Source organism: uncultured Pontibacter sp., from assembly GCF_947495565.1.
In the GTDB taxonomy this organism is placed as follows: Bacteria; Bacteroidota; Bacteroidia; order Cytophagales; family Hymenobacteraceae; genus Pontibacter.
This window is the reverse complement of the sequence record NZ_CANLZM010000004.1, coordinates 192,586-204,602: the sequence shown is the minus strand read 5'-3', so window position 1 is coordinate 204,602 and position 12,017 is coordinate 192,586. Positions and strand designations below refer to the sequence as shown.

Annotated in this window: 14 protein-coding genes; 7 read left to right on the top strand and 7 right to left on the bottom strand. The window is 43.9% G+C overall.

Annotation, left to right across the window (positions count from 1 at the left end):
- The gene (locus Q1B04_RS07250; RefSeq protein ID WP_299757412.1) at positions 1–618 is read right to left on the bottom strand and encodes a TetR/AcrR family transcriptional regulator; all 618 of its coding nucleotides are present in this window, start codon (positions 616–618) and stop codon (positions 1–3) included.
- Between the two features lie 543 nt (positions 619–1,161).
- Here Q1B04_RS07250 and Q1B04_RS07245 point away from each other — a divergent pair.
- Complete coding sequence (locus Q1B04_RS07245; RefSeq protein WP_073851105.1) at positions 1,162–1,407, top strand: hypothetical protein; 246 nt, start codon at positions 1,162–1,164, stop codon at positions 1,405–1,407.
- 128 nt (positions 1,408–1,535) lie between these two features.
- Here Q1B04_RS07245 and Q1B04_RS07240 read toward each other — a convergent pair whose 3' ends face one another.
- Positions 1,536–1,772: a hypothetical protein gene (locus Q1B04_RS07240; RefSeq protein WP_299757403.1), complete on the bottom strand. Its 237-nt coding sequence runs from the start codon at positions 1,770–1,772 to the stop codon at positions 1,536–1,538.
- A gap of 67 nt (positions 1,773–1,839) precedes the next feature.
- Entirely contained in the window at positions 1,840–2,556 is a 717-nt protein-coding gene (locus Q1B04_RS07235; RefSeq protein ID WP_299757400.1) for a hypothetical protein, read from the bottom strand.
- A gap of 134 nt (positions 2,557–2,690) precedes the next feature.
- Between Q1B04_RS07235 and Q1B04_RS07230 the strand changes: the two genes are divergently transcribed.
- From Q1B04_RS07230 to arsB, 6 genes are all read left to right on the top strand, one after another.
- A complete protein-coding gene (locus Q1B04_RS07230; protein ID WP_299757398.1) occupies positions 2,691–3,386 on the top strand; it encodes a hypothetical protein in 696 nt (231 codons plus the stop codon).
- 67 nt (positions 3,387–3,453) lie between these two features.
- Positions 3,454–4,017 carry a hypothetical protein gene (locus Q1B04_RS07225; protein ID WP_299757396.1) on the top strand — a complete coding sequence of 188 codons (564 nt, stop codon included), beginning with the start codon at positions 3,454–3,456 and terminating at the stop codon, positions 4,015–4,017.
- A gap of 277 nt (positions 4,018–4,294) precedes the next feature.
- Positions 4,295–4,636, top strand: a complete 342-nt coding sequence (locus Q1B04_RS07220) for a metalloregulator ArsR/SmtB family transcription factor (RefSeq protein ID WP_299757394.1) — start codon at positions 4,295–4,297, stop codon at positions 4,634–4,636.
- A gap of 32 nt (positions 4,637–4,668) precedes the next feature.
- Positions 4,669–5,202, top strand: coding sequence for an ArsI/CadI family heavy metal resistance metalloenzyme (locus Q1B04_RS07215; protein WP_299757392.1), 534 nt, complete (start codon positions 4,669–4,671; stop codon positions 5,200–5,202).
- Between the two features lie 80 nt (positions 5,203–5,282).
- Positions 5,283–6,053 carry a metallophosphoesterase family protein gene (locus Q1B04_RS07210; protein WP_299757389.1) on the top strand — a complete coding sequence of 257 codons (771 nt, stop codon included), beginning with the start codon at positions 5,283–5,285 and terminating at the stop codon, positions 6,051–6,053.
- A 62-nt stretch (positions 6,054–6,115) separates the two neighbouring features.
- Positions 6,116–7,201: an ACR3 family arsenite efflux transporter gene (arsB, locus tag Q1B04_RS07205; RefSeq protein WP_299757387.1), complete on the top strand. Its 1,086-nt coding sequence runs from the start codon at positions 6,116–6,118 to the stop codon at positions 7,199–7,201.
- An 83-nt stretch (positions 7,202–7,284) separates the two neighbouring features.
- Here the strand turns inward: arsB and Q1B04_RS07200 are convergent, their stop codons facing one another.
- The 4 genes from Q1B04_RS07200 to Q1B04_RS07185 all read right to left on the bottom strand — a co-directional run bounded on the left by Q1B04_RS07200 (position 7,285) and on the right by Q1B04_RS07185 (position 11,849).
- Entirely contained in the window at positions 7,285–8,367 is a 1,083-nt protein-coding gene (locus Q1B04_RS07200) for a mechanosensitive ion channel family protein (RefSeq protein WP_299757385.1), read from the bottom strand.
- A gap of 127 nt (positions 8,368–8,494) precedes the next feature.
- Positions 8,495–10,345: a glycoside hydrolase family 13 protein gene (locus Q1B04_RS07195; RefSeq protein ID WP_299757383.1), complete on the bottom strand. Its 1,851-nt coding sequence runs from the start codon at positions 10,343–10,345 to the stop codon at positions 8,495–8,497.
- 192 nt (positions 10,346–10,537) lie between these two features.
- Positions 10,538–11,044, bottom strand: a complete 507-nt coding sequence (locus Q1B04_RS07190; RefSeq protein ID WP_299757380.1) for a DUF4920 domain-containing protein — start codon at positions 11,042–11,044, stop codon at positions 10,538–10,540.
- Positions 11,045–11,267: 223 nt separating this feature from the next.
- Positions 11,268–11,849 (bottom strand): hypothetical protein, encoded by a 582-nt coding sequence (locus tag Q1B04_RS07185; protein ID WP_299757378.1) that lies wholly within the window; start codon positions 11,847–11,849, stop codon positions 11,268–11,270.
- Between the last annotated feature and the right edge of the window lie 168 nt (positions 11,850–12,017).

Below are 12,017 nucleotides of genomic sequence, written 5' to 3'. Positions count from 1 at the left end.
TTATACTTTATGATCCTCTAAAAGAATACCTTTAAAAATAACTTTTACCAACCCATCAAATACCTCTCCCGGTGTTTTAGGCATATCTTGAATTAACTCTTTCGGAACCTGGTCTGTGAATTCCGGATTAAGGATTGTTTCCAGTGCGCTGGCATAAAGCAGGACAGCAAGTGACCGATTTATGCTACTTCTTACGTATCCTTTTTCATACCCTTCTTCCAGTAGCGAGTTAAAGCGAAGAAATGCTGCATCGGTTTTGTGCTTTTGCAAAAGCTGCCAAGCCGATGGGGCGTTCTTTTTGATGTCAAGTACAAAGTCGGCATTTATGTCGTGCAGTTTGGTGCCTACATAGCTAAAAATGCGTCTTGTTTTATCAGGAAACAGCAGTTGTTTATCTGCTAAAATAAGCTCCACTTCCTGTTGAATATCCTGAGCGTGTTGTCGGATGATTACGTTTAGAAGCTCCTCTTTACCAGAAAAGTATTGGTAGAGCGTTTTTTTGCTCATCCCGAGGCGTTTCGCAAGGTCAGCCATCAAAACTTTGCTATAGCCGTGTACAAAAAAAAGCGACTTGGCTTCAGCTATAATTCTACCACGTGGGTTGTCCGAGGTTTCCATAGGAGGTAAGTTAAACCACTTGTTATCTGCTTCTCAGCCAGGTTATACTGTATATATTAATCAGAAACAGACTTACAAATATATAGATTAACTCATAAACAAGATGAGAATTTCGTTTTGATTCCTTAAGATCTGCTAAAGCTAATATACTAAAGAAGTATAAACCCGGCCAACTCTATTGCAAAAATGATAAACAAAGTCTCAATGACAATCGGGTAGTATAAAGTATTATTGTACTAAAATTTCAATTTGGATCTTTTATAATTGAGGATCATTTACAAGTATTTATCAATTAAGATATTAATATATAGCTTGTAAAGGATTTAGAAGGTTGTTACTATTTTATAAATTTTATGTTGCAGATACTTGTATATTTAAAAGTTGTATTATAAATTGCATCAAGCGGTTCCGGTATAAGTTAACCGGAAAATACACAAACGATTGACCACAGTTGGTAAATTATTTATAAAGGATGCTTAAAAAATACATACTTCTCTTTGAAGCGTATTATTTGGCATTAAGAGGCAATCTAACTTTTAGCCAATGCTAGACATCATCAACCTAATTGCATTTTCCGGAATTTTCAATGTTTTGTTTTTTTGGTATGCATCTACTAAGATGAGATCCAAGCCGGACCCTATTAAGACTTTGATTGTATCTTTTGTTTTCTCTATTCCTCTGAGTTTTCTTTTAATCGGCGTGTATACTACTATGCTGATTTATGCTGCTAAGAGCGGCGCAAGTGAAGATGCGATGTGGGAGTATATGGAGCAAGAGGAACTGCAATAGACTGAATTTATACTTATACTTCTGAAACAGCAATAGCCGCTAAATATAGCGGCTATTGCTGTTTCAGAAGTATAAAAAAGGGAAGCCCCATCAAAACAGGGCTTCCCTTTTTCCTTTCTTAAGACATATTAATGACTTCCGGCGCTGCTGCCAACATCAGAGCCGCCATCCTGCACGTCGGCACTGCCGCGGCTACCGCTTTTCTGTGATGGCGCTCCGCCAACATTGCCTTTCATTAAGTCTTCATTATCAACAGTTTTACGTTCTCCTGTCGGGTTTATATTAGGTACTTTATTCCCTTTGTTTAATGTATCGTTCGGATCCTCGTTTTTGAGCTTATCTTTATTTTTATCGTTCGTGTTCATCTTCGTATTATTTATTGGTTAAGAAATTAACAATTTTAAATTCAAGTTCTTGAGAGCCAAGGTATAATTAATAACGCTCATCAGAATTTCTACCGGAGCGATAGCGTCGGTTCTCTCTTTCCGGGTGACGGCTGGTATAGTTGCCATGGTAGCTACGGCGTTCCCCAGTCAAAGGGTCATACTTACTGTTCCAGTCCGGGTCATAGTTGCTGGTGCCGTCATAGCCGAAACTTAGCGAACCAGCCTGATTACCATAGTTTTCGCCGCCTCCCTGGCCATACCTGTCGGGGCCATAATCAGCGCTAAAATTACCAGCTCCATAAGGATCGCTATCCTCAATGCGGTCATGTACGCTTCTATGCTGCCTGCCCTGATCATACTTGTTATAAGAATCACTACCTCTTTGCTGGCGCTGTGCATTCCAATCAGCATTGTTGCCGCTGCGGTAGTTATGGTTGCCCTGGTCACGATACCTGCTGTTCATATTGTAGTTATCATGATCATAGCCTCTGTTGCGGTCTTGGTCGTTGTAATTTTGGTTATAGTCGCTGTTGTAGTTGCGATTATAGTCTCGGTTATAGTTTTCGTTATAGTCGTTGCCGCGACGGCGGTTTTGCTCTGTGCTGCCATAGCCGTCCCAGGTTGAATCGTTGCGGTGGTCGCTGGTGGTGTCTAAGCGATATGCGCCGCGGTAGCTATCCTCATCAATACGGTGACGGTCGTTGTCGCGGTATCTGTTTCGTTCGTTTCTATCGTTGTTTTGGTTCCAATTATTTCCTTCCATAGTTAGTACAGTTTTATTTAGATGTATCCATTTTAACGGATGTTAAGGGCTGAGGTTTAAGACTGCTTAACCTAAGGGTGGGGCTGTCCCGTAAAACATGTTGAGTAAACCATTCATCAAAAATTTAAAAAGCTATGAAAGACGAAAGAAGAGACAATTATAGAAGACAAGAAGATTACAGAGAAGACAGGGATGCGCGTTGGTTGCATGGCCACCACCAAGGGCAGAACTCCGACAGAGGCAACTATACCACAGATACGCATTTTAACCGCGGTTACGGTGACGCTTCCGACAGCCAGTATGGCGACACACGCAGCTTTAACAGTAATGCAGACCAAAGTCAGATGTATCCGCAAGGTAGGTTCCAGTCAGGCGGAGCACAGTATAGCGGTCCCGATTATTCGCGTGGAAGACGCGGCGGCGACAATCCTTACGGAATGACCTACGTGCCGAACGATGATTACAATTCAGGGCGCCACTACGATGCCAGAGCCGATTACTCTGATAGGGATTATGAAGACCTGCGTAGCCAGGGCCGCTCAGATTACCGCTCCGGAATGGCAAACGAGCGCTTCGGCCATGATGTACGCCGTGGGGAGAGACAAGGAGGATGGACCCGCAACTCACGGGGCGATCATGAGTCTTTCAGAAGGTACGAACAGGGTAACCCCAACTATGACAATGACTACAGCGGAGGATTCTCTGGCCGTAATTACGCACGGGGAGAGCAGCACTATGGAGAAGGACAATATTACAGTGACATGGACAACTGGAGCGGCCAAAGTGATAAAAACTACGAGCGCTACATGCGCAACAGAGATCGCCGCTAATACAAATTACTAATGGTTTTACAGTGCGGCATTGGCAAAAGCCTGTGCCGCCTTAATATTATAAAACATGAGAGACGAAAGAGATATGCACTACGGTAATTTTAGCCGAAACTACCGGCAGGAGGGACACGGTAACCACAGGCATTGGCGCTTCCATGGCAGAGAGAATGCGCACTTGGGAGATACACGCCGTGAACCAGGAGAACATTATAGAATACAGCATAGCCAGCAATACGGCCGCCAGGGAGGACCTGCAGGCACAAGAGAAGATTATTACAACGAGATGTATGATATCTCAAACTACACTGACCAACCCAGATCAGCAGACTACGGCTTGCCTCGGGGAGCTGAAAATGATTTGGATACTGTAGAGCGATTTCCTTATGCTGAAGGCCCTTATAGCAGGCAACCACGGCACTATCGCTATAATTCTAACTATAACCCTAATTACGACAACCCGGAAGAAGGGGACAGTTATCGTGATTTTGACAGCCGTGGTAATCATGGTTTCCGCCATGATGCATCATACGGAAGCGCTGACGAGTTGAGAGACTTTGGCAATGACCATTACGGACGACAAGATCGCACTAACAGAGGGTATTACGGTCATTTTGGCGCCTATGACAGATAAATGCTTACTTAATTTGTAACCAATCCGTATAAGTAGCTGTACATTGTATTAAATTTCCATCTGAGAAAAGGCCGCGGCATGAGCTGCGGCTTTTTTTATCCCTAATACCGCTTTTAGAAAAGCATTCCAGCTTTAAACTCCTGGCAGAGCCAACCTTATACTTGCACATACTCCTACCTCTAATTATTTGCCATTTATACATTTCCTAAAAAAACACACAAACTATTTGAGGTTTGTTTTACAATGACGTATGTTTACGTCATACTTCATTAAAAGCATGACCTATACTAAATCAACAGAGTTTACACAGGAGCAGCAGGAGGTAGCTAGAGTAGCCAAAGTACTGTCTCACCCGGCACGTATAGCCATTCTGCAGCACTTAGCTGAAACCAAAAGCTGCATCTCCGGCGACATTTCGAACGCGCTTCCATTAAGCCGTTCAACAGTCTCGCAGCATCTGCAGGAGCTGAAGAATGCTGGCTTGATAAAAGGAGAGATTGCTGGCCTTACCGTCTGCTACTGCATTGATCAGGAGCAGTATGATAAAGCAGTGCATTTACTGCAGCATATGCTGACTACGATAAAGAGTACCTGCTGCGAAGATGACTGCAGTTGTTAACATAATATTTCAACCTACTAAAGTATAAGACAATGAGCGAAGCAATTTTTCCGCGTATGCACGTGAGCCTTTACGTGTCTGATATCAGCAAAACAACAGATTTCTATACTTCATTTTTTGGACAAGAGCCAGCCAAGTTAAAAACCAACTACGCAAAATATGTTCTTGATAATCCTTCTCTGATTATATCCTTTGTGGAGAACCCGGAACGGGTGCAGCAGAACTTCGGCCATCTGGGCTTTCAGGTGGAAACGAAGCAGGAGCTGGAGGAGCGCCTGTACAAAGCGAAAGCCATGGACCTTGTATCGAAGGAGGAAGTTGGCACTGCCTGTTGCTATGCAGTTCAGGACAAATTTTGGGTAGAGGACCCTGATGGCGTGCAGTGGGAAGTATACTATTTTCATGAGGACGCTGAGTTTAATGATCCGCATTACGAAATGAATGATGCCAGCGCTTGCTGTATGCCGCCTGCCAAAGAAGAGAAACCAAAAGTACAGCTCGCTGATATCAGTATAATTTCTGATGCAGATGGTGGCTTCTGCACACCGGACAGTGGCTGCTGTTAAGTTCTCACTTATTTCTATTGCTAAAGTATAAGTTGCTAACGCACTAATTTTAGCAATAGCAGTGTTAAACTAAAACTTCTATGAAATTAGCTTTCATTAGCGATATACATGCTAACCTCCCAGCTTTGGAGGCTGTGTTACTGGATTTGCAGCAGAAGCAGCCTGACATGGTTTATTGCCTCGGCGACTTAGTGGGCTATAACGTCTGGGCAAACGAAGTAGTGGAGCTGATCCGTCAGCACCGCATTCCTACTATTGCCGGTAACTACGATGAAGGAGTGGGGCTGAACAGCGGTGACTGTGGCTGTGCCTACAAATCTGACGACGATAAAGACCGTGGCAACCAATCCATCGACTATACTAACCAAATCATCAGCAGTGATAACAGAAAGTATCTGCGCCAATTGCCGCGCCATATGCGCCTGGACTTTCAGCTGCAGGAAGGCGTAAAGCTGAGATTACTAATGGTGCATGGCAGCCCGAGAAAGATAAATGAATATTTGTTTGAGGACAGGCCGGAGAAAAGTATGGTTAGGTTATTGGAAGATGCCGGAGCTGACATTATGCTGTTTGGCCATACACACAAGCCATTCCACCGCATACTTGCATCTGAGAAAGACCAGGCATACAAACACGCTATAAACCTCGGCTCGGTTGGTAAGCCAAAAGATGGTGACGCACGCGCCTGCTATGCCATGTTAGAACTGAACGAAGACAGCAAAGCAGCGCAGCCTGAAAGTTTAAATGTTGAGTTTGTGCGCGTGCCTTACAACGTAGAGCAAGCAGCCAAAGCTGTGGAGGATAGCCCGCTTCCGAATGAGTTTGCCGACATGCTACGTAAAGCATACTAGTTTTAAAATCAACTATTTAAGATCAGATTGTTGTTTTACCAATCTAACTATACTATTAGCTAATGACAACATGTAACCCCGCTTATAAACGCAAGCGGCTTTCATTTCTGGACCGCTTCCTGACACTCTGGATATTTCTGGCAATGGGTGTTGGTGTGGCTCTCGGATACTTTTTTCCGGGTATGGAAGGTTTCATAAACTCGTTTCAGAGCGGAACCACTAATGTGCCTATTGCTTTAGGGCTTATCCTGATGATGTATCCGCCACTGGCAAAAGTGCGCTACGAGCAGCTTGGCAAAGTATTCCGTAATTTTAGAGTACTGTCAGTATCGCTGGTGCTTAACTGGGTGGTTGGTCCGGTGCTTATGTTTCTGCTGGCTGTCCTGTTTCTCCGGGATTATCCGGAGTACATGGTTGGATTGATTATGATCGGCCTGGCCCGCTGCATTGCCATGGTGATCGTTTGGAATGAGCTGGCGGAGGGTAACCGGGAGTATGCGGCAGGCTTGGTAGCTTTTAACAGTATTTTTCAGGTGCTATTTTACAGCTTCTTTGCTTACCTGTTTATTACGGTGCTGCCTCCATACTTCGGTATAGCAGGTGAAGTGGTAAGCATCAGCATGAGCGAGGTAGCTAAGAGCGTAGCTATTTACCTTGGTATTCCGTTTGCGGCCGGACTGCTGTCGCGTTTCCTTTTAAAGAACCTGAAAGGGGAAGAGTGGTATCAGCAGAAGTTTATACCTGCCATTAGCCCCATTACGCTGGTAGCGCTGCTTTTTACCATTGTGGTGATGTTCAGCCTGAAGGGCAACACGATTGTAAGTATACCGTTCGATGTGCTTCTGTTGGCAGTTCCGCTGATGATATACTTTGGAGTAATGTTTTTGATAAGCTTCTTTGCCGGTAAGGCAGTAGGTGCAGATTACTCTCAGAATGCAGCTATTTCTTTTACAGCCGCTGGCAACAATTTTGAATTGGCCATAGCCGTTGCCATTGGCGTTTTCGGTATAAATTCTGGGCAGGCATTTGTCGGCGTTGTAGGCCCACTAGTAGAGGTGCCGGCACTTATACTTCTGGTTAATGTGGCTCAGTGGCTGCGCAGACGTTTTTATACTTCCGATAAGGTAACAGAAAAAGTAGCGAACTGAGGTATAACAATCAAGAGTTCTAAAAATAGAAGGGGCACCGGATTTATAACCGGTGCCCCTTCTATTTTGTGGTTTATACTTTACTAACGTAAAACAGGCTGCTCTTTATTTTCCTGATCCTCATTTACCACAAATAGCGTGCGGGTAGGGTAGGCAAAGTCAATACCGCGCTCATGGAATTCTTTAAATATACGCAGGTTTATACGTTGCTGTGTATCCATATATACATTATAGTCAGAGGCCAGCACATAGTAGACAACCTCGAAGTCTAGGCTTGAGTCTCCGTAAGAAGAAAAGTGGGCACGGTCAAAGCGCACGTTTTCCTGCTCATCCACAATACGCCGAAGCAAGCCAGGTATAGCTTCTAGCTGCTCGTATGTTGTTTGGTAAGTTACGCCCAGCTTAAACAAAACGCGGCGCTGCTGCATCTGCTTGTAGTTATGTATGCGGGAGTTTGTAAGATCTGAGTTGGCAAACACCAGCTGCTCGCCCGAAAGGCTTTTTATACGGGTGGTCTTAACCCCGATTTTATCAACTACGCCCATTTTATCATCAATTATGATAAAATCACCTACTTCAAAAGGCCTGTCAAAAAAGATCACGAAGTAGTTGAAAAGGTCACCAAGTATGTTTTGGGCAGCCAAAGCAATAGCTATACCGCCAATTCCAAGACCTGCTATAACGGTTGTTACATCGTAGCCCAGGTTATCGAGCAGGGTAAGTATACCGAGTCCCCAGATAAAGATGTTAACGACAAGTATAACGCCACCCAGCTGCTTTACCTTTTCATCACCATTGTCTTGCCGGCTAATGTAGGAGCGCAGCAGCAGCAAAATGGTGGAGGAAATGATTCTGATAGCTAAATAAGTAAGAACCACCGTTGTGGCAAGCTGAATTACTTTGGATGCTCTAACCGGAAGCTCCAGGTAGTTTAATCCTGCATAAATAACGGCAATATACAGCGCAGGCACTCCAAAGCGATCGATACTTTCTACCAGATGGTTATCAAAGTTTGATTTTGTGCGCTGCGTCAGCCGGGCAATGCGTGTAAGTATTCTGTGTTTAAAGAAGCTGATCAGAATCAGGCCCAGCAGAATAAAGCCTATTGCTATTAGATAAGTTTGCACGGTATTATGGAAGTATACTCTTTCCAGAAATTCAGTCATGAGGTTAAATATATGTAGTTTGCCAAAGGATTATACTTCACTTCGGCTTTAAATGATAAGTGGCAAGTATAAAAAAACAGCATCCGGTTTGCAAACCCGATGCTGTTTTTGGCACTGCAGAAATGGATTATCGTAATTCCAGTATCAATGGCGCTTGGTTAGGAAGCGTAATCTTTGGCTGGCTCAGATCATAGGTTTTACCGGTTAAGACATCTGCCCCCTGCTTTACACCTTCCAATTGAGGCGAGAATTTCTCAAGATCCAGTTCATAGGGCTTCTCGTTTTTGTTCAGTATTACCATTACCTTTTGGTCGCCCTGCTGCCGGAAGTATGCATAAACGCCTTTGTAAGGTGCGTAGTGCGTTAGATTTCCGGAGTGCACTGCTTTTGCATTTTTGCGCCAGTTCAGTAGTTTTTTGGTAAATTGCTGCATCTCCAATTGTTCTTCTGATAAGCCTTTGCCAGTAAAAGCGCTTGTCTGGTCGCCGGACCATCCTCCCGGAAAATCAGTTCGGATAATGCCATGGTCGCCTTTATCCTCGTTATGCATCAAAATTTCCGTGCCATAGTATAGCTGCGGAATGCCACGAGTAGTCAGATTATACGCTAAGGCCAGTTTGGTTAAGTCGGCATCCTGGTTCAGCTGCGTATAGATGCGGTCCATGTCGTGGTTATCGGGGAATACCACCAGGTTGTTTGGGTCAGCGTAGAGAAAATCGGTTGCCAAGGTGTTGTACAAATTAACCCAGCCCGTGTCCCAGCTGCTTTCATCATCACGTAAAGATGTTACTAGGGCGTTTTGAATCGGAAAATCCATCAGGCTGGGCAGGTAGGAAGTATAACCGTTCGGATTTTTCTTTCCGCGCTGCCAGTAAGCCACTATAGCCGGGTTCAGGGACCATTCTTCGCCTACAATGTTAAAGTTCGGATACTCTCCCATTACGCGACGAGTCCACTCAGCCATAAAAGCAGGGTCTGGGTAGGAGTAAGTGTCCATGCGTATGCCGCCTAAATCAGCATATTCTATCCACCAAAGCGTGTTCTGGATCAGGTAAGTTGATAAAAGCTGGTTTTTCTGGTTCAGGTCCGGCATCGACTCAACAAACCAGCCGTCTGTATGCATCTGGCGGTCATAGGCTGAGGCATAAGGGTCCTGTATAGCTTCTCGGCGATGGTTTGTGATCTGATAATCAACTTGAAAATTCAACCAATCATCGGTTGGCAAATCGTCCATCCACCAGTGTTCAGACCCGATATGGTTCAGTATCATATCCATCACTAGCTTAATTCCACGCGCCTTTGCTTTCTCAGACAGCTCCACATATTCTTGGTTGCTCCCGAATCGCGGATCTACTTTGTAATAATCTGTGGTGGAATAGCCGTGGTAGGATACTTTAGGCTGGTCGTTTTCCAGCACAGGATTCACCCATAGCGCTGTAAACCCCATATCCTTTATGTAATCAAGGTGCTGAATGATGCCGCTGATATCACCACCGTGGCGCCCGCTTCTGTCAGAGCGGTTCAGTTTGTCCTCCATTCCTTTAACTGAGTCGTTTTTAGGATTGCCATTGGCAAAGCGGTCAGGAGTAATCAGGTACATTACATCTGAGCTATTAAAGCCTTCCCGGTTAGCTGAGTTTGCCTCTCTCTGCTTCAGCTCGTAAGTATAGCGATGGACCGTTTTATTGCCTTTCTTTAGCTGTATGGTAAATTTTCCCGGCTTTGCATTGGCAAGGTTTAGGTTGATAAATAAATAGTTAGGGCTCTTAACCTTAATAACATCTTTCACCTCTGCACCAGCAAAGGAAACTTCAGGTTGTAGGCTGCTGATGTTATTGCCGTGAAGCATTAGCTGCAGGTTTGGGTCTTTCATGCCGGCCCACCAAAAGGCAGGCTCCACGCGTAGGTTCTGCTGCTGTGCGAATACAGTTACTTGGAGCAGGCAGAGCAGAAGAATAAGTATTTTTTTCCGGTGCATATGCGAGAGGTTAAATTGTGAATTCTTATAAAAAGTGTAGCGGTGAGCTATCCTGTTACTAAATAATAGCGCCAGAAGTGTACTTTTATCCCTTAATAAACGGCGTATTTATCAAATGAAGCTTGAGGAGGCTCGATAAATAAAAAAGGCTACCGTTTCTGGTAGCCCCTGCTAAGTATACATTATAGTTCTTTACTTCAAGATTACACCGTCAGCTACAAAGCGCAGTTCTTCTTTAGGTGAAGTGATGGCTGCTATCTCTGCCTCTGACTTACCGGCATCTTTCGCATAGTGCTGTTGGTCCTCTACAGAAACAACCTCACGTTTAGCGGTGCCTGTAAAAACAACCTGTCGGCCCTCTAAATCTTCTGTCGGTACAAAAAAGCCATAGTCCCGGAAAGTTACTTTCATTGTGTTGTCGTCTGCCAGCTTTACATCCATCCAACATCCTTTGGCCTGGCAGCTTTCCTTAATTTCTGCTGTAACAGTAGCTTGCACAGAATCTTTGTCTGCAACGGCAGCCATAAGTTCAGACCCCGGAATTACGTTTTCCTCTGCAAAGGTAGCGCCAAAAGCAGAGCTACTGGTACTGGCAACAGCTTCTGAAGCATTATTTGTCTCAGAACTGTTAGAAGCCTGGTTTTGATTACAACCGAAAGCCGCAACAGCCATAAGCATAACTAGAGTGATTTTTTTCATGCGTAGTGCTATAAAAGGTTAGATTATCCAAATGTAGTTAATCGCGCCAAAGAAGCAAATGATTTGACTAGGCTATAGTTACTTTCTGTTCATTTTCAAATGTGTATAAAGTAGCTTGTTACTCGGAGTATACTTTCAAGTTTAGCTTTCGCTGGATCTCTCAACAAGCAGTTTATGTGGTGCTTATAATTTTTGTTTATGATTTGTGAATAGCCGTAGAAGTTTAACGGCCGTTTAATTTTACCCATCGAGCTCTATCTATCGTGATCATCATTCGGCCTGTAAGTAGCGGTAGGTAAGCTACAGGTATGGAGGCCTGAAAGTCGGAAAGTTGTAAATCTAGCGTAGTAGAAAAGTGCAGCGCTGTACTCTCAGGCGTAAAAATGACCGGTGCAGCCAATGAATTTGTCACTTCTTGCAATCTGACATAAGTTTTAAGATTTACATTCTCAGGGCTTAAGTTGGCGGCATTTATCTGCTGTGTTGGGGCAGCAAAGCTAATGAATATCTGAGGGTGCACCGCTCCGAAGAGTACATCATAAGCCATACTTGGAGGAATAGTATCCCGGAGCGGAAGCAGCGTTTCAACCGGTATAATACATTCTATTTGCTGTGTGTCTTTATTGTAGCGCACCAATGTCTGCTCAGACTTAAATTCATACCTATTGGTGAAGCCATCAAGCGTTACCAGCACGCTGTTATTGCCGGTATATGCATTGCGGTTCCTTTGCGCAGATACAGTTGTGGTTAACAAAAGCAGGGGCAACAATAACAAAAGGTAAATAAGTTGTAATTTTTTATTCATGAGTAAGTGCTGAGAGTTTAGTTTATATAAACCTTCTAACGCAAATAACCTGACAATGGTGATGAAGAAAAAACCAACATTTAGTACAAAAATAGGTGCAACAAATAGTTGATGTATAAGTTTATTAATTATAAATAGGTCTAGAACTAAATTAAAAGGGTATTTGCA